The sequence below is a fragment of the Streptomyces sp. C1-1 genome, from assembly GCF_050214755.1.
Taxonomy (GTDB): Bacteria; Actinomycetota; Actinomycetes; order Streptomycetales; family Streptomycetaceae; genus Streptomyces.
In genome coordinates, this window is the sequence record NZ_CP189826.1 from 7,492,033 (window position 1) to 7,512,681 (window position 20,649).

23 protein-coding genes are annotated in these 20,649 nt (G+C 71.8%); 10 read left to right on the plus strand and 13 right to left on the minus strand.

Going from position 1 to position 20,649, the window contains the following annotated elements; all coding sequences use genetic code 11:
* The first annotated feature begins 34 nt into the window (after positions 1–34).
* Entirely contained in the window at positions 35–724 is a 690-nt protein-coding gene (locus tag ACQF4J_RS33990; protein WP_427167554.1) for a DUF899 domain-containing protein, read from the plus strand.
* Positions 725–878: 154 nt separating this feature from the next.
* The gene (locus tag ACQF4J_RS33995) at positions 879–1,064 is read left to right on the plus strand and encodes a hypothetical protein (RefSeq protein WP_200704200.1); all 186 of its coding nucleotides are present in this window, start codon (positions 879–881) and stop codon (positions 1,062–1,064) included.
* Between the two features lie 6 nt (positions 1,065–1,070).
* Here the strand turns inward: ACQF4J_RS33995 and ACQF4J_RS34000 are convergent, their stop codons facing one another.
* The 3 genes from ACQF4J_RS34000 to ACQF4J_RS34010 form a co-directional block, all read right to left on the minus strand.
* Complete coding sequence (locus tag ACQF4J_RS34000) at positions 1,071–2,933, minus strand: ABC transporter ATP-binding protein (RefSeq protein WP_351798786.1); 1,863 nt, start codon at positions 2,931–2,933, stop codon at positions 1,071–1,073.
* A 477-nt stretch (positions 2,934–3,410) separates the two neighbouring features.
* Complete coding sequence (locus ACQF4J_RS34005; protein WP_351561823.1) at positions 3,411–3,845, minus strand: hypothetical protein; 435 nt, start codon at positions 3,843–3,845, stop codon at positions 3,411–3,413.
* On the minus strand, positions 3,842–4,501 hold the full coding sequence (locus ACQF4J_RS34010) for an ATP-binding protein (RefSeq protein ID WP_427167555.1): 660 nt from the start codon (positions 4,499–4,501) through the stop codon (positions 3,842–3,844). The genes ACQF4J_RS34005 and ACQF4J_RS34010 overlap by 4 nt, the downstream gene beginning before the upstream one ends.
* Before the next feature lie 227 nt (positions 4,502–4,728).
* On the opposite strand from ACQF4J_RS34010, the gene ACQF4J_RS34015 reads away from it, so the two are divergent.
* Together ACQF4J_RS34015 and ACQF4J_RS34020 are read left to right on the plus strand one after the other, a co-directional pair.
* Entirely contained in the window at positions 4,729–5,589 is an 861-nt protein-coding gene (locus tag ACQF4J_RS34015) for a helix-turn-helix domain-containing protein (protein WP_351561818.1), read from the plus strand.
* Positions 5,590–5,844 carry a DUF397 domain-containing protein gene (locus tag ACQF4J_RS34020; protein WP_058925966.1) on the plus strand — a complete coding sequence of 85 codons (255 nt, stop codon included), beginning with the start codon at positions 5,590–5,592 and terminating at the stop codon, positions 5,842–5,844. It abuts the gene before it with no gap.
* Between the two features lie 257 nt (positions 5,845–6,101).
* Here ACQF4J_RS34020 and ACQF4J_RS34025 read toward each other — a convergent pair whose 3' ends face one another.
* A complete protein-coding gene (locus tag ACQF4J_RS34025) occupies positions 6,102–7,652 on the minus strand; it encodes a PLP-dependent aminotransferase family protein (protein ID WP_427167556.1) in 1,551 nt (516 codons plus the stop codon).
* Positions 7,653–7,699: 47 nt separating this feature from the next.
* Here ACQF4J_RS34025 and ACQF4J_RS34030 point away from each other — a divergent pair, with 47 nt between their 5' ends.
* Complete coding sequence (locus ACQF4J_RS34030; protein WP_351561812.1) at positions 7,700–8,224, plus strand: carboxymuconolactone decarboxylase family protein; 525 nt, start codon at positions 7,700–7,702, stop codon at positions 8,222–8,224.
* A 37-nt stretch (positions 8,225–8,261) separates the two neighbouring features.
* Here the strand turns inward: ACQF4J_RS34030 and ACQF4J_RS34035 are convergent, their stop codons facing one another.
* From ACQF4J_RS34035 to ACQF4J_RS34045, 3 genes are all read right to left on the minus strand, one after another.
* Complete coding sequence (locus ACQF4J_RS34035; protein ID WP_427167557.1) at positions 8,262–9,749, minus strand: glutamate synthase subunit beta; 1,488 nt, start codon at positions 9,747–9,749, stop codon at positions 8,262–8,264.
* A 165-nt stretch (positions 9,750–9,914) separates the two neighbouring features.
* Positions 9,915–10,394, minus strand: coding sequence for a DUF1772 domain-containing protein (locus tag ACQF4J_RS34040; protein ID WP_427167558.1), 480 nt, complete (start codon positions 10,392–10,394; stop codon positions 9,915–9,917).
* A 156-nt stretch (positions 10,395–10,550) separates the two neighbouring features.
* Entirely contained in the window at positions 10,551–11,252 is a 702-nt protein-coding gene (locus ACQF4J_RS34045) for a DUF2293 domain-containing protein (protein ID WP_351561804.1), read from the minus strand.
* A gap of 113 nt (positions 11,253–11,365) precedes the next feature.
* Between ACQF4J_RS34045 and ACQF4J_RS34050 the strand changes: the two genes are divergently transcribed.
* Positions 11,366–12,007, plus strand: a complete 642-nt coding sequence (locus ACQF4J_RS34050; protein ID WP_351561801.1) for a uridine kinase — start codon at positions 11,366–11,368, stop codon at positions 12,005–12,007.
* 209 nt (positions 12,008–12,216) lie between these two features.
* Positions 12,217–12,645, plus strand: coding sequence for a CBS domain-containing protein (locus ACQF4J_RS34055; protein ID WP_351561798.1), 429 nt, complete (start codon positions 12,217–12,219; stop codon positions 12,643–12,645).
* Positions 12,646–12,661: 16 nt separating this feature from the next.
* Here ACQF4J_RS34055 and corA read toward each other — a convergent pair whose 3' ends face one another.
* Positions 12,662–13,789 (minus strand): magnesium/cobalt transporter CorA, encoded by a 1,128-nt coding sequence (gene corA / locus ACQF4J_RS34060; protein WP_351561795.1) that lies wholly within the window; start codon positions 13,787–13,789, stop codon positions 12,662–12,664.
* 263 nt (positions 13,790–14,052) lie between these two features.
* Between corA and ACQF4J_RS34065 the strand changes: the two genes are divergently transcribed.
* Positions 14,053–14,847: a methyltransferase gene (locus ACQF4J_RS34065; protein WP_351561792.1), complete on the plus strand. Its 795-nt coding sequence runs from the start codon at positions 14,053–14,055 to the stop codon at positions 14,845–14,847.
* A 115-nt stretch (positions 14,848–14,962) separates the two neighbouring features.
* On the opposite strand, the gene ACQF4J_RS34070 is transcribed toward ACQF4J_RS34065, so the two are convergent.
* Entirely contained in the window at positions 14,963–15,925 is a 963-nt protein-coding gene (locus tag ACQF4J_RS34070; RefSeq protein ID WP_427167559.1) for a carbohydrate kinase family protein, read from the minus strand.
* Positions 15,922–16,827 (minus strand): pseudouridine-5'-phosphate glycosidase, encoded by a 906-nt coding sequence (locus tag ACQF4J_RS34075; protein ID WP_351798781.1) that lies wholly within the window; start codon positions 16,825–16,827, stop codon positions 15,922–15,924. The genes ACQF4J_RS34070 and ACQF4J_RS34075 overlap by 4 nt, the downstream gene beginning before the upstream one ends.
* A gap of 102 nt (positions 16,828–16,929) precedes the next feature.
* Here ACQF4J_RS34075 and ACQF4J_RS34080 point away from each other — a divergent pair, with 102 nt between their 5' ends.
* Positions 16,930–17,358: a VOC family protein gene (locus tag ACQF4J_RS34080; RefSeq protein WP_427167560.1), complete on the plus strand. Its 429-nt coding sequence runs from the start codon at positions 16,930–16,932 to the stop codon at positions 17,356–17,358.
* 63 nt (positions 17,359–17,421) lie between these two features.
* On the opposite strand, the gene ACQF4J_RS34085 is transcribed toward ACQF4J_RS34080, so the two are convergent.
* The 3 genes from ACQF4J_RS34085 to ACQF4J_RS34095 all read right to left on the minus strand — a co-directional run bounded on the left by ACQF4J_RS34085 (position 17,422) and on the right by ACQF4J_RS34095 (position 19,486).
* The gene (locus ACQF4J_RS34085; RefSeq protein WP_351561784.1) at positions 17,422–17,859 is read right to left on the minus strand and encodes a hypothetical protein; all 438 of its coding nucleotides are present in this window, start codon (positions 17,857–17,859) and stop codon (positions 17,422–17,424) included.
* A gap of 152 nt (positions 17,860–18,011) precedes the next feature.
* On the minus strand, positions 18,012–18,566 hold the full coding sequence (locus ACQF4J_RS34090; protein WP_351561781.1) for a methylated-DNA--[protein]-cysteine S-methyltransferase: 555 nt from the start codon (positions 18,564–18,566) through the stop codon (positions 18,012–18,014).
* Positions 18,567–18,613: 47 nt separating this feature from the next.
* On the minus strand, positions 18,614–19,486 hold the full coding sequence (locus tag ACQF4J_RS34095; protein ID WP_427167561.1) for a glycerophosphodiester phosphodiesterase family protein: 873 nt from the start codon (positions 19,484–19,486) through the stop codon (positions 18,614–18,616).
* A gap of 277 nt (positions 19,487–19,763) precedes the next feature.
* Here ACQF4J_RS34095 and ACQF4J_RS34100 point away from each other — a divergent pair, with 277 nt between their 5' ends.
* Entirely contained in the window at positions 19,764–20,627 is an 864-nt protein-coding gene (locus tag ACQF4J_RS34100) for an MHYT domain-containing protein (RefSeq protein WP_351561775.1), read from the plus strand.
* Positions 20,628–20,649: the final 22 nt, after the last annotated feature.

Sequence of the window (20,649 nt, forward strand, 5' to 3'; positions counted from 1 at the left end):
ACCACACCGAAGGGACCGTTGCACAGGAGGGGCCATGTCGCTTCCGGAGATCGTCTCGCGCGAGCAGTGGCGCGCGGCGCGCGCGAACCTGCTCGTCAAGGAGAAGGCCGCCACGCGCGCGCGTGACGCGCTCAACGCCGAACGGCGCAGCCTGCCGATGGTCGAGGTGGACAAGGAGTACGTCTTCGAGGGCGGCGACGGCAAGGCCACCCTGGACGACCTCTTCGAGGGGCGGCCCCAGCTGGTCGTCCACCACTTCATGTTCGCGCCGGAGTGGGACGCCGGCTGCCGCGGCTGCTCCGCGTTCCTGGACCAGGTAGGGCATTTGGCGCATCTGTGGGCGCGAGGGACGACGTTCGCGGCCGTCTCCCGGGCGCCGTACACCAAAATCCTGCCGTTCAAGGCGCGGATGGGCTGGACGCTGCCCTGGTACTCGTCCTTCGCCGGTGACTTCAATCACGACTTCGAGGTGACCCTGGAGCAGGACGGGCAGCTCGTCGAGCGGCCGGGTGTCAGCTGCTTCCTGCGGGACGGAGAGCGGCTCTGCCACACGTACTCGACGTACGGGCGCGGGCTCGACGGGCTCGGTTCCACGACGAGCCTTCTGGACCTGACCGCGCTGGGCCGGCAGGAGGACTGGGAGGAACCGAAGGGGCGTGCGTCGGCTCTTGGGGCGCCTGTGGGCGGCGCACGCGTCCGCCATCACGATGAGTACGAAGACTGATACGGAAAGCGACCAATGTGATCGCAAAGTTACGGGATCCTCACACTCCGCGCTGAACAAGTGTCAACTACGTCTCAGTCCCGCTACTGAGCGAGGCTTTCCGGCCCCCGAAGGCGTTAACTCCTACAAGCACAACGCTTTCTGGAGGTGCGAGATGGTGAACGGGCGAATGGTGCTCGAACGCTTTCCCGCAGGTGGGCCGCGAGGCTCGTGGCCGGCGGAGGAGTTCGCGCACGCGCGACGACTGGAAGGACTGGCCGCCGAGGTCGTCATGGACCTCGCGACGGACATGTTCCTGGTGATCGTGCGTGGCGACACGGCCGCGGACGCGGTCGCCTGAGACGCGTCAGCCCGCCTCGGGGGCGGGCACCGGCGCGGTGAACTGTTCCGCCTGGAGCGAGTACAGCTCCGCGTAGATACCGCCACCGGCCAGCAACTCCTCTGGAGTGCCGGACTCCGCCAGCCGCCCCTGGTCGAGCACATGCACCAGATCGGCGTGCCGCACGGACGCCAGCCGGTGGGTGATGAGGACCACGGTCTGGCCCGACGAGGCCAGGGCGCGGATCTTCTCGAAGACCTCCAGCTCGGCCCGGGCGTCCAGGGCCGCCGTCGGCTCGTCCACGACCAGGATCCGGCCGCGTCGGTAGGCCGCCCGCGAGATCCCCAGCCGCTGCCACTGTCCGCCGGACAGCTCGTGCCCTCCGCTGAACTGGCGGGCGAGCAGGGTGTCCAGGCCGCGCGGCAGACCGGCCACCACGTCCTCGGCGCCGGCCTCGGCGAGCGCGGACGTCATGCGGTCCTCCGTCAGCGGCGCCGAGGAGCGGCCGATCGCCACGTTGACGCGGGCCGTGAACGGCCAGCGCTTGAAGTCCTGGGCGACCATCGCCACCCGCTCGGCCAGCTGGTACCGGTCGGCGGTCGCCGCGTCCACGTCGTCCCACAGGATGCGGCCGCTGTCCGGCCGGTACAGGCCCGCCAGCAGCTTGACCAGGGTGGTCTTGCCGGAGCCGTTCTCGCCGACCAGGGCCACGATCCGGCCGAGCGGGAGGCTGAGGGTGACGTCGTCGAGGGCCGGGCGCGCGGACTCGCCGGGATAGCTGAAGCTGACGTGTTCGAAGCGGATCTCCCGCGGGTCCTCGGGCAGGGGTGCGCCGCCGACCGGGATCGCCCGTTCGGCCGCCTCCACGTACAGCCGCTGCAGATCGCCCACGAACAGCGCGTCCTCGTGCAGCGAATTGACCGCCACGACCAGGTTGTCCAGGCTCGACGAGCCCGTCCGGATCGCGATCACCGCCGTACCGGCCACCGACAGCGCCATCGCCCCGGCCAGCAGCAGCCCGGTGAGCGTCGCGTACGTCGCCACGGTCGTGATGCCCGTCCAGGCCGACGCGATCACCCCGGTGCGCGCCGCCAGCCGGGCGAGCCGCGCCTGCTCGGCCTCCGCGGTCTCCGCCATGGCCCGGTAGTGCCGCAGCAGGAAGGGGCCGACACCGTGCACCCGGATCTCGGGCGCCGCCTCCGGCTCGGTCAGCAGAGTGCTGACCAGGCGGCTCGCCCGGGCGTGCTGCACCCAGGTGTGCCAGGACTCGTAGCGCCGCCGGGCGTTCGTCAGCGCGCCCCAGGCGGTCGGCAGCGTCATCGTCGCCAGCAGCGGCAGCAGCACCGGATGCAGCACGGTCAGCACGCTCGCCGCCGCGACCAGCGAGATCAGGGCGCTGACCACACGCGTGGCGTACGAGATCATCCGCCGCGCCGATCCGGCGCCGTACTGGGCGGTGTCCAGCAGTTTGTGGAAGGCGTGGTCCTCGATCGCGGACAGCTCCACGGCGGCCGCCCGCTCCAGGTACAGCTCGGTGGCCACCCGCTCCACCTTGGGCTCCAGCCACCCGGTCGCCCAGGTGGACGCGGCCCGCAGCAGCGCCCCGACCAGGGCCACGGCGGCCATGACGGCCAGTACCGGTACGGCGTCGCGCAGCCGGTCCCCGATCGCGCCCCCCGCGATCAGCCGCCCCAGCACGCTGTTCACGGCCAGCAGGCCCACCGCCTGCGCCACGCCCCGGCCCACCTCGGCCGCCAGCACGGCCCGCGCCGCCCGCGGGTCCGCCTGCCAGGCCAGTCGGCAGCTCGCCCCCAGCAGCTCCGGCAACCGCGTCACCATGGCCCGCAGACTCAGCTCCAGGAACGCTTCGTTGTGCCGGTTCCAGCCCATGTCGTAACGCAGCGGCCCGCCGAACAGCAACTGCTCGGACTCCGACACCCCGGGCTGCGCACCACCGACGCGCTTCTTCCGCCGACGGAGGAGGCGCGTCCACCTACGGCTGCCGCGGGGGCGGGCGTCCTCCCGCGCGTCGGATCCGTGTGTTCCCGCGCCGGCTTCCGCACGCCGGGCTTCCTCCCGGGGGCCGGCGTCCTGCGTCCCGCTCCGTTCCTCCGCGCTTCGCGCGTCGCCCAGTTCGTCCGAGTCCCGCGTTTTCCCCACCGCCGGCTTCCCCCTTCGCCTCGCCGGACGGCCACTATCGCGGGACGGCGTCCGCGAGGGCAGGGCGCGAGTGGGGGAAGGCCCGGCGCGCGGGCGTACGCCCCATGGCGGCACGAGGGCCGCGTGGGTCCGGTGCCGGGTGGTGACCCCGGCCCGGACCCGCGCGGCCCTCGTGCCGATGTTTACGCAACCATGCGCGCCAGCCCGTTAGGCGGTCACCGGGCGGGACCACGTCGGCGTCGTTCCCGTGACCCGGCACAGGGCCAGGTACAGCGGTATCGGCGGGGTGTACGGGAGTGTGCCGTCCGGCTTGTGGATCAGGCCGGGGACCGCCGGGGCGTCCGGAACTACCGCCCCGGCGGCGTACAGGGCGGGGGCCGGCCACTCCAGGGCGTAGTCGGAGTCGGACGGGACGAGCCACCACCAGTGCGCCTCATCGGCGTAGACGCACCCCACCCGTGGCAGCCGGGGCATCAGCAGCGGGCCGAAACAGGCGGGCACCGCCACCGCGTCGCAGCCCAGCGGGGCCGCCATCCCCTCGGGCACGGGCAGCCGGCGGGGCCTGGCCGAGCCGTGCAGTCCGCGCTTGAGGCGGACCAGCGTGTCCAGGCTCAGCACCTGACCGCCGGATGTGGCCCTCACTCCCGTCCCCCCTCTCGGAGCCGCGCGGTCGGAGCGGCCCCCACGGCCCCCGTCCCGTGCTGCGTGTCCGCCTCGTCGCCGTCGTCCTCGCCGCCGGCCGGGCCGGGCTTGGGGCGGGCTCCCCAGCCCAGGTCGTTGCAGGGTCCGCAGTCGTGCCACGGCTCGTCGGCCTGGCGCGGCAGCTCCGCCCAGACCAGCAGGCCCGGGCCGTGTTCGTGGGCCCCCCACGCGTGACAGAGGGCGTCGATGAGAAGCAGTCCCCTCCCGTGCTCCTCCTCGGGCCGAGCCCGCGACGGATGCGGCGCACCCGGCGCACAGCCCTCGTCACGCACGGCTATCCGCACCAGGTCCTCGCCGTCGTGCAGCTCGCAGACGATGAGGCTGCTCGCGGTGTGGACGAGGGCGTTGGTGACCAGCTCGGTGACCACCAGTGCGGCGGTGTCGCAGACGTCCTCGCATACCGACCAGCCGTTCAGCCGCGCCCGGGTCATGCGTCTGGCCTGCGCGGGAGAGCCCGGATGGGCGGCCAGCTCGAACCGGAACCGGCGCTCGGCAGCGACCCCTGCGGGGTCTGCTCCCGGGGCGGCACCGAGGCTGTGGGGGTGGCCTGCGGCGGCGTCTGTTCCTAAGGGCGCGGACGGAATCACGCTTGCCACTATCGCCCCGGCGTGAACACTTGGCAAGTGTCACTCTGAAAATTGCAGAGTGCGGTGTGACGTTGTGGAACGGCGTGGCACACTGCTCGCAACAGCACGTCGAACGGCGCCAGTTGAGATCAGCGTGGATCGGTACCGAACCGTACAGATCCTTCGAATAGGTCTTCGAATGGCGCCGTATGGCTGTCAGCATGCTGGTGGATTCCCAGGGGGCGAGGAGGTGGAGGGTGAGCGAGCCGCGGTCCGCGCCGACGGTCGGTCAGGTCGTCCTCGGCCGACGCCTGCTGGACCTGCGGGAACGCGCCGGGCTCAAGCGCGAGGAGGCCGCCAAGGTCCTGCGTGTCGCCCCCGCCACCGTGCGCCGCATGGAGATGGCCGAGGTCGGCCTGAAAATCCCGTACCTGCAACTGCTGCTGAAGTCCTACGGCGTCTCCGACGAGGAGGCCGAGACCTTCGTGCAGCTGGCCGAGGAGGCCAACAAACCCGGCTGGTGGCAGCGGTTCCACGACATCCTGCCCGGCTGGTTCTCCATGTACGTCAGCCTGGAGGGCGCGGCCTCCCTCATCCGCTCCTACGATCCGCACTTCGTCCCCGGCCTGTTGCAGACCGAGGACTACGCGCGCGGCGTGCTGAGATCGGGCGCCATCGGCCAGACCCGGCCCGAGGACATCGAGCGCCATGTCGCGCTGCGCGTACAACGCCAGGAACTGCTCACCCGCCCGGACGCGCCCCGTTTCTGGGCCGTGTTCGACGAGACCGCGCTGCGCCGCCCCGTCGGCGGCCCGGAGGTGATGCGTGCCCAGATCGACAAGCTGCTCGACGCCACGAAGCTGCCCCACGTCACGCTGCAGGTCGCGCCGTTCCTGAGCGGCCCGCATCCCGGGACGTTCGGGCCCTTCGTGCTGTTCCGATTTGCCATGTCAGAACTGCCGGACATGGTCTACAGCGAGTACCTGACCGGCGCCGTCTACCTGGACGCGCGCGCGGAGGTGGCGACCCACCTCGAGGTCATGGACCGCATGGCGGCGCAGGCCGCTACGGCACATCGCACGAAGGAGATCCTCCGGGATCTCCGCAAGGAGCTGTGAATGGATCGCATCAAGCCGCGCAAACACGTCTACAACGGCATGCCCGCACGGGAGTTGGGCAGCGAGGGCTGGCACAAGCCCTGGAGCGGCGGCAACGGTGGCAACTGCCTGGAGGCCATGAAACTCGCCGACGGCCGCATCGCCGTCCGCCAGTCCACCGACCCGGACGGCCCGGCGCTGATCTACACCACCGACGAGATGACGGCGTTCATCGAGGGCGCCAAGGCGGGGGAGGCCGACTTTCTGCTGTCGTGACGCGACGGTCCGGACGCGGTGGTCCGGCGCTCGATCGGCTTTCCTTTCCGTGGTTGTGAATTGATGGGTAATCAGGCAATGGTTGAGATCGACAGCAGGAAGTGCGCAACGGCCGGCAGACGTCGGTTCCGGACCTTCACGCGCCACACGTGGCACGTGTCAACCGACCAGTCCCGCACCGGAATCCGATGAAGTCCGGGTAGGCCGGCCTCCGGTTCGGAGGTCGGCCTACCCGGCACGTACACCCCCACGCCCCTTCAGACAGTGCCGGGCAACCCCCGGCACAGTGCCTCCAACGCCGCCTCGTACGCGTGCTCCGCGGGCGTCGCGTACCCCACGACCAGGCCGTCTGCGGCCTCCATGTCCGTCTCCGGATGCCGGAAGCCGGCCAGCCCGTCCAGCGCGACGCCCTGCCAGGCCGCGGCCTTGACGGCGGACCGCTCGGTGCCGGGCGGCAGCCGCAGCACCGCGTGCAGACCCGCCGCGACCCCGCTCACCTCGACGTGCGGCGCCTGCGCGGCGAGGGCGGCCACGAGCCGGTCGCGCCGGCTCCGGTACCGCTGTCGCATCCGCCGTACATGACGGTCGTACGACCCGCTCGCGAGGAAGTCGGCGAGGCTCAGCTGGTCGAGGACGCTCGCCCACGCCTCACGCTCTCCCTTGGCCGCCAGCACCCCCTCGACGTACCGCTCCGGAAGCACCATCCATCCCAGCCGCACGGCCGGTGACAGGCTCTTGCTGACCGAGCCCAGCAGGATCACCCGCTCGGGGTCGAGTCCCTGGACGGCGCCGACGGGCTTGCGGTCGTAGCGGAACTCCCCGTCGTAGTCGTCCTCCAGCACCACACCGCCACGCGCGCGTGCCCAGTCGATCACGGCCGCCCGGCGCTCGGCGTGCAGCGGCCCGCCCGTCGGGAACTGGTGCGCGGGCGTGAGCAGTACGGCCCGCTCCCGCCCCAACCGGTCCACCCGCGCCCCGTGTTCGTCGAGGGGCAGCGGTACGGTCCGCACGCCCGCGGCCGTGAGCAGGTCCCGGTGGAAGGGCAGCCCGTACGCCTCCACGGCCAGCGGCCCGCGCAGCACCCCGCCGCCGAACAGCAGCCGCAGGGCGTGCGCGAACCCGGAGCAGACCACGATCCGGTCCGCGTGGGTCCGCACGCCACGCGCGCGTGCCAGATATTCCGCGAGCGCCTCCCGCAACTCCACGCGCCCGGCCGGATCGCCGGGTCCGAACACCTCGTTCGGCGCCTGCTGGAGAGCCCGCCGGTACGAGGTCAGCCAGGCCGCGCGGGGGAACGCGGAGGCATCCGGGGTGCCTTGACGCAGGTCGTGCAGCGGGGGGTGCGGGGGTGGGGTCGGCGTCGAGGCGCGCTTGCCCGGGGTCGGCGTCGAGGCACGTGTGCCCGGGATCGGTGTCGAGGGCCGTGTGCCCGGGGTCGGCGTCGAGGTACGCGTGCGTGAGGTCGGAGTCGAGGTACGCACGCGTGGGGATGCCTTCGCGGACCCCCGTTCGGCGCGCCGCAGCGGTGCGGCGCGGTCCGCGACACGGGTGCCCGAACCCTGCCGGGCGGTCAGCCATCCCTCCGCGACGAGCTCCGCGTACGCGTCGGCCACCGTGTTGCGGGCGACGCCCAGGTCGGCCGCGAGCGAACGGTAGGGCGGCAGCCGGGTGCCGGGCGCGAGCCGCCCGTCGCGCACGGCCTCGCGCAACGCGGCGATGAGCGCGGCCCGCCGCCCACCCGTCCCGGACAGCTCCAGATGCAGGTCCGTCCCGACCCGCTCCGCGGAATTGACCCACGATTTCGCCATGGAAATGCACCCTACAGCGGGTCTTTGAGGTCCGTAGGGTCGATCACATGACGACGCACGCGACGCACACGACATCCCTGACGGTTCCCGCCGGCCCCGCGGCCGCGGCCGGTTCGCCCCGTACGCGCCTCGACTTCGCGAAGTCCGCCCCCAAGGTCTTCCGCGCCCTCGTCGGCTTCGACGCCGCCGCCCGCGAGGGCCTCGACCCGGCCCTCGTCGAACTGGTCCAGATCCGCTCCTCGCTCCTCAACCACTGCGCGTACTGCCTGCACATGCACACCAACGACGCCCGCAAGGCCGGTGAGAGCGAGGACCGGCTGCACATGGTCGCCGTCTGGCGCGAGGCACGCCATTTCTTCACCGAGCAGGAGCGGGCCGCCCTCGCCCTGACGGAGGCGGTGACCCTGGTGTCCGACGGCGGCGTCCCCGACGACGTCTACGCCGAGGCCGCGGCCCACTTCGACGAGGAGGAACTCGCCCACGTACTGGCCCTGATCCTCACGATCAACACGTGGAACAGGGTGGCGCTGTCGACGGGAAAGGTGGCGGGGACGGACGAGCGGCGCCGCTGAGGCAGCTCCGTTCACCGCACGGGTCCGCAGCCGCCCGCTACACGGCCATCGGCCGGTCGAACGGCCCGATCGGCGCCGGCAGTCGGGAACTCCCCGTCAGATGACGGTCCACGGCCGCCGCCACCGCCCGCCCCTCCGCGATCGCCCACACGATCAACGACTGCCCGCGAGCGGCGTCCCCGGCGGCGAACACGCCCGGCACACTCGTCGCGAACCCGGCGTCCCGCCTGATCGTCCCGCGCGGCTCCATCTGAAGCCCCAGCTGGTCGATCAGCCCGTCGCCCCGGTCCGGCCCGGAGAAGCCGAGCGCCAGCAGCACCAGGTCGGCGGGCAGTGTCCGCCCGGTGCCCGGCAACGGGCGCCGGGCCGCGTCGACCTCGACCAGATGCAGTGACCGCACATGCCCGCCCCCGTCCCCGGTGAAGCGGAGCGTGGACGCCGCGAACAGCCGCGCGTCCGCGCTCGCCGCCGGCGCCGTCCGAAGGTCACGCGCCTCCTCGTGGGCGGCCGACAGCCGGTAGACCTTCGGGTACGTCGGCCACGGCTCGGCGTCCTCGTCGCGCTCGGCGCCCGGCTGCGCGTAGATGTCCAACTGGGTCACCGAGGCCGCCCGTTGGCGCACCGCCGTACCCAGGCAGTCGGCGCCCGTGTCACCGCCGCCGACGATGACGACATGCTTACCGGCGGCGGACACCGGGGAGCTCTCGAGGTCCCCCTCGCACACCCGGTTGGCCAGCGGAAGATACTCCATGGCCTGATGTATGCCGTCCAACTCGCGCCCCGGTACGGGCAGTTCGCGCCACGCCGTCGCCCCCGTGGCGATCACCACGGCGTCGTAGCGGCTGCGCAGCTCGGCCGCCCCGACGTCCCGGCCGACCGCCGTCGACGTGCGGAACTTCGTCCCCTCGGCCAGCATCTGCTCGATCCGCCGCTCCAGATGGTGCTTCTCCATCTTGAACTCCGGGATGCCGTACCGCATCAACCCGCCGAGCCGGTCGTCCCTCTCGTACACCGCGACCGTGTGGCCGGCCCGGGTCAGCTGCTGTGCCGCCGCCAGCCCGGTCGGCCCCGAGCCGACCACCGCGACGGTCCGTCCGGAGAGCCGCTCCGGCGGCCGCGGCGGCGCCAGCCCCAGTTCCCAGGCCCGGTCGGCGATGGCCGCCTCGACGTTCTTGATGGTGACCGCGGGCTGGTTGATCGCCAACACGCACCCCGCCTCGCAGGGCGCGGGACACAACCGCCCGGTGAACTCGGGGAAGTTGTTGGTGGCGTGCAGCCGGTCGGCCGCCTGCCGCCAGTCGTCCCGGCTGACCAGGTCGTTCCACTCGGGGATCAGGTTGCCGAGCGGACAGGCTTCGTGGCAGAACGGTACGCCGCAGTCCATGCAACGGTCTGCCTGCCGGTTGACGATCGGCAGCAACACCCCGGGGACGTAGACCTCGTTCCAGTCCCGGACGCGCTCCTCGACCGGCCGGCGGGGCCATTCCTGCCGGGGCGTGGTCATGAAACCCTTGGGATCGGCCATGGCCGGTTTCCTTGCGTACGGGTACGGCGGCCGTGCGTCATCGGGCGGCACTCTTTCGGCCACGATACGACGGGTCGGGCAGCGGCGCAGAGTGGGCGGACAGCGCTTTCCGACCGGCCTTCTCAGGAGCCGCCCAGCCCGCCCTCCACACCCCTCAGGGCGCCCTCAGGTGATCGCCAGCACATACGCCACCGCCGCCCCGGCCGAGGCCACCGTCCGGACGTGGTTCCAGAACGTCCACTCGCGCACGTACGACGGCCAGTACGCCGCCGCCTCGGAGGTGCCCGGATCCAGCCTGCCCAGTATCTCGTTGCGGGGCACGTTCGCGACCATGGTCACCCCGAAGCACCCGAACAGATACAGCGCGCTGCCCACCAGCAGCTCCGCCGTGCCGCTCTCGGGCCACAGTACGAACGTCACCACGCCGATCACCGCGCACAGCACCGCGGACCCCACGAACACGATCATGAACGCCGGCCTCACCGCCGTCGTGTTGATCGCGTTCATCGCGGCCACTCCCTGCGCCGGCGGCAGCGTCGCCAATGCCCTCATCACGAACGTCGAGAACCCGTAGAACACCCCGGCCACCAGACCGGTCCCCAGCACCCCCAGCACCGTCAGCCAGAAGTACGGCCCATCGATCACCACAACGTCAACTCCCCGTGTCGGCCGGGACCTCGCCCGGCGCCCCCGTCACCACAAGTCGAGCCCCTTCCACGCACCGGGACCACGGCCGAGGAACGCGGGCCCGTGCGCGAGCGTCCCAGCCCCGGCACGACCACCGGTCCCGCTCCCGATCCCTCATCCCGCCTCCGCACCCGTCCCCGCGGACCGCCAGCTCCGCAGCACCGTCTCCACCCCGGCCCTGATCCGCCGACGAGCCTCGTGCCGCGGCACCCCGCTCATCAGCAGCTGGTCGTACGGCGTCTCCAGATGCCGCACGGACGCCGCCACCGCCGCGACCACCGCCCCCTCCGACAAGGCCCGCCCCGCCGCGCTCCGGCCCACCCGCCCGCTGCCCCGCACCGACGCGTGACCGGCGACGGCCCGCGCCCGCTCCTGCGGGCACCCGGGAAACAGCCGCCGTATCTCCGCAGCGAACGCCTCCGCGAACCGCACGTCCTCGGCGGCCCGCCGCCGCGCGTCCCGGGCCCGGCGCCGACGCCGCGCCTCCGCGTCCGCCAGGCACCGCTCCTCCGCCCGGGCCAGCCCCGCCTCCTCGACCAGGACGCCCTGCCGCTCGTAGCGCGCCTTCCGCCTGTTGAACCGAACGACGACCGCCGACAGCGTGCTCTCCTCCCGCGATCGCCGCGTCAACGCCGTGTCGCCGCGCGGCAGGAACACCAGATGCCCCAGGTCGGCGCAGTCCAGACAGCGCGGCGTTCCCTCTTCGAGCACGAGCATCCCGAGCGGCCCCGCCTGGCAGTCCGCGCAGTGGCGTCTCTTCAGCGGTTGGATCACGAGAAGTCCGGTGCGGGGCGGAGAAGTCGCGAGGTGCGCCATACGTGTTTCCTTCCCCCTCCTCATCCGCGGACCACTCGAAATCCCGCCCTCGGCAATCCCGCCCTCCGCACCACGCCGGGCCCGGACGCATGCCGATCGGTGCCTGACGCATCATGGGCCCTGTGCGACTCGAAGCGATCACCTGGGACCGGCTCGGCGACCTCCTGGCCGAGCGACTGCTCGACCTGAAGCCTGCCGACGGCGGTCCCTGGCCCCGTATCGCCTTCGACGGCGCCCCGGCGGCCCGCCCGGAAGACCTCGCCGAACGCGTCGCCGAGTCCCTGCGCACACGCGGCCGCCCCTCCCTGGTCGTCGGCACGCGGGGCTTCCTGCGCCCGGCCTCGGTCCGCCTCGAGTACGGCCACCAGGACCTGGAGGCCTACTACAACGGCTGGTTCGACACCGGCGCACTGTGGCGCGAGGTGTTCGGCCCTCTCGAACCCGGCGCCGACGGACGCGTCCTGCCCGACCTGTGGGACCCGTCCACCGACCGGGCCACCCGCAGCGAGTACGTCCAACTCCCGCCCGGCGGCTTCCTGTTGCTCCACGGCCCCCTCCTGCTGCGCCACTGGTTCCCCTTCGACCTGACCGTCCACCTCCTCCTCTCGCCGGGTGCCCTGCGCCGCCGCACCCCCGAGGCCGACCACTGGACACTCCCCGCCTACGAGCGCTACGAAGCCGAGACCGACCCGGCCGGCACGGCCGACGTACTCGTACGCGCGGACGACCCTCGCCATCCGGCGTGGAACGGGTGATCCGGCAACCAGAACTTCGCCGGTGTCGCCACGCTCGGGCCCGACAGGGCTCCGCACGACTCGGTGGTGTGGATCAAGCGTGAAGGCGACACCGTGGTCTTCTCCGTCTGAGCGGATGCGTCCTTCATGCCCCGCGGCGAGAATGTAGGGCGCCGGTTTCCGCGGTGCGTCCCGTGCCGCGCCGGCCGCCCGGCACCGGGAGGTACTCCATGACCACCGCCGGAGACATCATGCACCGGGGCGCCCAGTGGATCCCCGCTCACGAGACCCTGGACCGCGCCGCCCAGCTCATGCGGGAGCTGAACGTCGGGGCCCTGCCCATCAGCGACCAGGACGAGCGGTTGTGCGGCATCCTCACCGACCGCGACATCGTCGTCGGCTGTGTGGCCATGGGCCACGACCCGTCCAAGGTGACCGCCGGCGAGATGGCCAAGGGCACCCCACGCTGGATCGACGCGGGCGCCGACGTCGGTGACGTGCTGCGGGAGATGCGCGACCACCAGATCCGCCGGCTCCCCGTCATCGAGGACAAGAGGCTCGTCGGCATGATCAGCGAGGCCGACCTGGCCCAGCACCTGACGGAGGACCAGATCGCCGACTTCGCCCACGGCGTCTACGCCAGGACGACGACCGGCTGACCGCCGTCCCCGGATCTCACAGCCAGCCGTTGCGCCTGAACCCGCGGTAGAGGACCAGGCACGCCGCCGATATCACGGCTATGACCAGGGGGTAGCCGAACTTCCAGTGCAGCTCCGGCATGTACTGGAAGTTCATGCCGTACACCCCGCAGACCATCGTCGGTACGGCGATCACGGCGGCCCAGGCGGTTATCTTCCGCATGTCCTCGTTCTGCGCGACGGTGACCTGCGCGAGGTGGGCCTGCAGAATCGAGTTGAGCAGTTCGTCGAAGGAGGCGATCTGCTCCTTCGCCCGCATGAGGTGGTCCAGGACGTCGCGGAAGTACGCCTGTATCTCCGGGTCGACCACCCGGATCGGCCGTGTCGCGAGGTCCTCGATCGGGCGGGCGAGCGGCACCACCGCCCGCTTCAGTTCGAGGAGTTCACGCTTCAGCTGGTAGATCCGCCCGGGGTCGGTCCGCGCGCCGCTCTCCGCGAACACGTCCGTCTCCACCTGGTCGATGTCCGCCTGCACCGCGTCCGTGACGTTGAGATAGTCGTCGACCACGTGGTCCGCGATCGCGTGCAGCACCGCCGCCGGCCCCTTGCCCAGTTGCTGCGCGTCGGCCTCCAGCTCCTCACGCAGGGGGCCGAGGGAGCCGTGCATGCCGTGCCGGACGGTGATCACGAAGTCCTCGCCGACGAACACCATGATCTCGCCGGTGTTCACCACCTCGCTGGTCGCCGTCAGCTGCTCGTGCTCGACGTAGCAGACCGTCTTGAACACCGCGAACAGCGTGTCGCCGTACCGCTCCAGCTTCGGACGCTGGTGTGCCTCGACCGCGTCCTCCACCGCCAGCGGGTGCAGGTCGAACAGCTCGGCGATGCCCGCGAACTCCTGGTCCGTCGGCTCGTGCAGCCCGAGCCAGACGAAGCCGTCCCGGTTCTTGCGCACACGTTCCACCGTGTCGACCAGGTCGCTGCCTCCCGGCACCCGCACACCGTCCCGGTAGCTCACGCAGTTCACCACCGAGGAGCCCAGAGGGGAGCGGGCCGGGTGGCTCAGGTCGACGCGCGGGCGCCGTCGAGTCAGCCGTGCCACCTTGCGGAGGCCACCGACCCTGCCGAGGCTCGTGACCTTTCGCAGATTCCCTGCCATGGACATGTGGATCTCCTCGCGTGGATCTCCTCGTGCGTGACGCGCCGTTCGCGTCAGGAGCCCTCCAGCCCCTTCTGCTCGTTCGCGCCGTGCCGCATTCCTGCGTCGTGGCGCGCCAGTCTGCCAGTTCTTCGTAAGCGCCGGGTGAGCCTGTGGGAACAGTGCATTCCGCTTTGTTCCCGCCTGTGGACGACGGGGCTCGCCCGTACGACGTCGCGGTCGTCGCGTCGACCGCTCGCCGCAAGCGGGGCAACTGGGATGATCGCGGCATGACGCGATCCGACGGGTATCTCCTCGACAACCGGCAGAGCGAGGCGGCCGAGCGTTTCAACGCCTTCGCCAGGCTCTTCGACCCCACGACCTTCCGGCACCTCGAAGGGTTCGGCGTCGGCGCCGGCTGGCGCTGCTGGGAGGTCGGCGCCGGGGGCACCTCCGTGGTGTCCTGGCTGGCCAAGAAGGTCGGGCCGACCGGAAAGGTCGTCGCCACCGACATCGACACCTCCCTCCTGGCCGCCGCCGCACGCCCGCCGGTGAACGTCCGCGTCCACGACGTGGGCACCGAGGAACCGCCGGGGGAGGGGTTCGACCTGGTGCACGCCCGGCTCGTCCTCGTCCACGTCCCCGACCGCGAACGGGCGTTGCGGTCGATGGTCACGGCCCTGCGCCCCGGTGGCCGACTCCTGATCGAGGACGCCGACCCGGCCCTGCAGCCCCTCGTCTGCCCCGACGAACACGGCCCCGATCAGCGCCTCGCCAACCGCCTGCGGCACGGCTTCCGCCAACTCCTCGCCGACCGCGGGGCCGACCTCTCCTACGGCCGCCGCCTGCCCCGACTGCTGCGCGAGGCGGGCCTGCGCCAGGTGGAGGCCGATGCCTACTTCCCGCTCGCCTCACCGGACTGCGCGGCCCTGGAGTCCGCCACCGTCCGCCAGATCCGCGGCCGACTCGTCGACGCCGGACTCGCCACGGACGAGGACATCGAGACCCACCTCGCGAACGTGGCCGCCGGGGGAATGGACCTGGCCACGGCCCCGATGATCTCCGCATGGGGACGCAAGGCATAGACCTGCCGGGGGCCGGGGGCCGGGGGCCGGGGGCCGGGGGCCGGGGGTACGAGAGGTGCGTCGCCCCCCGATCACAGCGTCCGTTCAACCCTTCCGCTCGATCACGGCGCCCGGCTCAGCCCCTCCCCGGTGGCCTCCCGCCCACCCGCTCGACGGCCTGCGCCCCGGCCCTGCACCCTTCCCGCGCCGCGTCCTCCGGCTCCGCGCCGGCGACCAGCGCGGCGAGGAAGGCGCCCGTGAAGGCGTCACCGGCGCCCGTGGTGTCGGTGGGAGTCGCCGGTACGGCGGGGACGTGGGCGGACACCGCACCGGAGCGGGCCACCAGAGCACCGTCCCGGCCCTGCTTGGCCACCACCAGCGGCACGTGCCGGCTCAGCTTCGCGGCCGCGTCCGACGCGTCGGCGAGCCCGGTGAGCAGGCACGCCTCGTCCCGGCTCGGCAGCAGCAGGTCCAGACCGTCGACGAGGCCCAGGAAACGGTCCACCCCGAGTCGCGTGAGAAAACCCGCCGACGCGGGGTCCAGGCTCACCGGCACACCACGCGCGCGTGCCGCCCGCAGCGCGACCGTGACGAGCGCGCGGCTGGGCTCGGAGAACAGCAGATATCCCGACAGGTGCAGCCGGGCCACGCCGTCCAGCAGCGTGTCCGACCAGTCCCCGGGGTCCAGCCGCAGCGACGCCCCGCTGTCGGTCAGGAACGTCCGCTCGGCCGCTTCGCCCGTGTCCACCAGGCAGATCACCGTCCCCGTGGCCGCCTGCGGATCGACCACGAGCCGCGGCCGCACCCCGCACGCGGCCAGCTCCCGCTCGTGCCAGTCCGCCGCGTCCGCGCCGACCCGGCCGAGGAGCCGTACGTCCGGGCAGCCCCAATGTGCCGCCCAGCAGGCCACATTGGCGCCGGCGCCACCCGGCACCGTGCGGATCGCGGCAGCCGTGTCGGTTCCCGGTGCCAGCGGCCCGCGGTGCCGGGCGACGACGTCCGTGATCACGTCACCGACGACCAGCAGGGCACCGCCCCCCGAGGTCTCCGCCGCCGCCCGCGCGCCGCCGGATCCCGCCCCCTGCGGCGTCGTCGTCACGCTCCGGCCCAGGCCGCCGCGATCCGTGCCGCGAGCCTCACGTTGCCGCGCACCGCCGCCAGATTGGCGCTCAGCGAGGCGCCGTCGGTGTGCCGCACGAGATAGTCGAGCAGGAACGGCGTGACCGCCTGCCCGGTCACCCCCTCGGCCTCGCACGCGTGCAGCGCGTCGGCCAGCACACGCGCGTGCAACCCGGGATCGAGCTGCTCCTCCTCGGGCACGGGGTTGGCGACGATCAGCGCCGACTCCGGTCCGTCGAGCGCGTCCTGCGCCCGCATGACGTCCGCCACCTGCCCGGGACTCTCCAACGTCCACTCCACCGGATGTCCCGAGTCGGACAGATAGAAGCCGGGGAAGCGGTCCGTGCCGTATCCGGCCACCGCGACGCCCAGCGTCTCCAGGCGCTGCAAAGTCGCCGGCACGTCCAGGATCGACTTCACACCCGCGCACACCACGGTGATCCGCGTCCGCGCCAGCAGCCCCAGGTCGGCCGACTCGTCCTGCGTCACCGTCCACTCCCGGTGCACCCCGCCGAGGCCACCCGTGGCGAACACCCGCACCCCTGCCAGCGCCGCCAGCAGTGCCGTGGCCGACACCGTGGTCGCCCCGCTGACCCCCGATGCCACCGCGAGCGGCAGGTCGCGGTGGCCCAGCTTGCGGATGCCGTCCTCGTTCGCGACGCGCTCCAACTGCTCCTTGTCGAGGCCGACGTGGGGCCGCCCGTCCAGCACGGCGATCGTCGCCGGAACGGCGCCCTCCCGTCGTACGACGTCCTCCAGCTCCAGCGCCACCTGCAGATTCCGCGGACGCGGCAGCCCATGCGCGATGATCGTGGACTCCAGGGCCACCACGGGTCGACGCGCGTCGACCGCCTCGCGTACTTCCTCCGACACCACCAGCATCACGAACCCGCCTCCTGTCGTTCGTTCTTCCCTCATCCCTGGCGAGCGGCGTGCCCGGTCAAACCCTTGCGGTGGGTCGAGGACGACACGAGCCTGGGGTGCATGACGGACAACACGGCACGTCTCGACCACGTCGTCCTCTGGGTACGCGACCCCGTGGCGTCGGCCGGCTTCTACGAGAAGACCGTCGGCCTGGAAACGCTGCGGCTCACCGACTTCGCCGAGGGCAAAGCGCCCTTCCCCTCGGTACGGCTCAACGAGGAGACCATCCTCGACCTCATGCCGCTCTCCATGGCCGAGCGGATGCGGATGCTCCCGGGCGCCGCCGACAGCTCGGGCCACCCGGTCAACCACGTCTGCCTGGCCATGCCCGCCGACGACTTCGAGAAACTGCGCAGCCGACTCCAGGAGAGCTCGGTGCCCGTGTCGGACATCGACCACGACTCCTTCGGCGCCCGCGGAAAGGCCAGGCGCAGCTTCTACTTCCGTGATCCGGACGGGAACGTCTTCGAGGTCCGGCACTACGACTAGCGCAGGGCGGTGCCCACGCGCGCGTGTGGGTGACCTGGGCACCGCTCCTCCCGTCTGGCGGCCTCACACGGGCTGTTCGCCGTCCAGCACCCCATGCGGGTTCAGCACGTACTTGCGGCGGGCGCCCTGGTCGAACTCGGCGTAGCCGCGCGGCGCGTCCTCGATGCCGATGACGGTCGCGTTGACCGCCTTGGCGGTGTGCACGCGCTCGTGCAGGATCGCCCGCATCAGGTTCCGGTGGTACTTCATCACCGGGCACTGTCCGGTCGTGAAGCGGTGGCTCTTGGCCCAGCCCAGGCCCAGCCGCACCTTCGGCGTCCCCGACTTCGCGTCCTCGTCGACCCCGCCGGGGTCGTCCGTGACGTAGAGCCCCGGGATGCCCAGGGCGCCGCCCGCGTGGGTGATCGGCATCAGCGAGTTGAGGACCGTGGCCGGAGCTTCCCGGGCATCCGGGCCGTGGGCCCGGGCCTCGAAGCCGATGGCGTCGACCGCCGCGTCCACCTCATGCGTGATCGCCGTCCCTTCGGCTTCCGAGCCCTCGGATGCCAGTGGCTGTGCGCATGGTCGAGTCTGCTACCGCCGCACTCTCCCGGCCACCCTTCGCGTACCCCTTTCGGGCCGCCCGACCGGTCGCGTCAGGGAAGAGGGGCGGATCAGAACAGCGGCTCGGGCAGCACACCCTCCAGGGCGAGCAGTTTCCGCTTGGTCTCCAGCCCGCCGCCGAACCCGCCGATGCCCCCGTCGCTCTCCACGACCCGATGGCAGGGCACCACCACCGGCAGCGGGTTGGAGCCCATCGCCGCCCCCACAGCCTGCGCCGCGCCCGGTTGTCCCACCCGCCCGGCCAGGTCGCCGTAGCCGACGACGGCGCCGTAGGGCACCCCGGACGCCAGCTCGCGCAGCACCTGCCGGTTGAAGCCGGAGATCAGCGACCAGTCCAGCGGCAGGTCGAAGTCGTGCCGCTCGCCCGCGAAGTACGCCTCCACCTGCCGTATCGCCTCGGCCAGCAGGGGCGAGTCGGGTGCCTCGACAGGCTCGCCGCCCAGCCGCGACCGGAGCCGCTCGAGCGCCTTGTCGCGCACCGCGTCCGTGGCGTGGAACACGACGTTGACCAGACCCTCGCGGGTCGCGGCGAGCAGCAGCGGACCGATCCCGGTGCCGACCACCGCCCACACGACCTGCTGTTCGTACCGCCCATCGCTGTCCATGCGCCCACCGTACGGCCCGGCACTGACAACGCCCGCCCGGCCGCCGCTCAGGGCGACTGCAGTGCCGCCCGGACCCTGTCGGGCCTGTTGGTGATGACGCCGTCGACCCCGTACCGCGCCGCCCGGCGGGCGGCGTCCGCGTCGTCGACGGTCCAGGCGAAGACCGACAGCGGCTTGGCGTGCGGCCCCCTGAACGCGTGCACCGTGGAGACGTAGCCCGCCGAGGCCGAAGCGAGAGAGGGGTTGATCCCGTCGGTGAACGCCGCGTACTCGGGCAGGTGGGCGATTGTCGGCGCACCGAGGTAGGCCGTCCTGACCGCGGGCTTCAGGTCGTGGACGATCCGCAGACTGTCCGCGCTGAAGCTCTGCACGACTAGCCGGTCGGCCAGGTGCGGCCGGTCCAGCCAGCCGTCGTTGCCCAGCAGCTTGAGGATCTGCCGTTCGATGCCCGGGTACAGCTGCGGGTTCTTGATCTCGAGCAGCAGCTTCTCGTGATTGCGTTCGACACGGCGCATGTACTGCTCCAGGGTCGGCACGCGCGTGCCCGCGTACCGGGGCGCGAACCAGGCGCCGGCGTCCAGGCGCGCGATCTCGGCCGCGGTGAAGTCCTTCACCTTCCAGGGCGCGCGGTGCGGGAAGACCTCCTGCACGTCGGTCGTCCGCTGCAGGCTGTCGTCGTGGAGGACGACGAGCTCGCCGTCCTTGGTGCGCTGAACGTCGTTCTCGACCCAGGAGAAGCCCATCCGGGCCGCCTTGTCGATGGAGGCCAGGGTGTTCTCCGGGGCATAGGCGGAGGCACCCCGGTGGGCGATGACCATAGGCGGCTCGCCGACGCCCGCCCGGGCGTCGGAACCGGGCAGCAGGAAGGCGGCGACCCCCAGCAGCGCGGTGACGATGGCGACAACTGCGCGCGCGTACATACGCACTCCTCGCGTCGAGCGATCACGTACAGCTCAACTCTGACAGCAGAGAGTAAACGACACCGGGGTACAGAATGGACACACATTGAATGGAGTTGCCCAAGTCCGCTCACCGGTGCCGCACAACTGGGGCAACGACGTGTTTCTTTGCCGGAAAATCGTTCGACCATTCCGGTGGGGGTCATACTCTCTGCCTCACCCCTGACCGCTCGGTAGGTCGCGGGAGGGGCGCATTCAAGAAATTCCGGTACGCAAAGGGCGGGAAGGGCAGCCGCGCATGCAAGGCACGGTCGACGGATTCAGCTACGGACTCGTCACACCGCTGGTGGCCTACCTCATGGCCTGCCTCGGTGGCGCCCTCGGCCTGCGCTGCACCACCAGATCCATGCTCGTTACACATACATCGCGCCCCGCCTGGCTCGCCCTGGGGTCCGCCGCGATCGGCTCCGGCATATGGACCATGCACTTCGTCGCCATGATGGGGTTCACGGTCAGGCAGGCGCCCATCCACTACGACAAGGCGATGACGTTCGCCAGCCTGGGCGTCGCCATCGTGATGGTGGGGGTGGGGATCTTCATCGTCGGATACCGCGGCGCCAGGGGGACCGCCCTGTTCACAGGCGGAACGATCACCGGCCTGGGTATCGCGTCGATGCACTACCTGGGCATGGCCGCCATGCGCCTGAACGGAAAGCTGGAGTACAACACGTTCACGGTCGCAGCCTCCGTCGTCATCGCGATGTGCGCCGCCACCGCCGCCCTGTGGGCAGCGGGACAGGTCCGGGGGTTCCTGTGGAGCGTGGGCGCGAGCCTCGTCATGGGTCTCGCCGTCAGCGGCATGCACTACACGGGCATGGCCGCCCTCACCGTCCACCTCCATGGCATGTCCGCCCCCACCTCCGGCGAGTCGCCCGCGGCCCTGCTGTGGCCCATGCTGATCGGCCCGCTCGCCTTCCTCCTGATCGCCGCGGTGGTGGTGATGTTCGACCCGCTGATGGTCATGGGCAAGCCCGACTGGAGCCCCGTCGAGCACAAGCCGGGCGTGCCGGCCCACCCCTCCGTGCACCACCCGGCCCACCACCCCCACCGACCGGTCCGGCCCCTGGGCCGCCGCGGCTCCCGCACCCCGCAGAACCGCTGATCGGACCGCATTGTCAGTGGGG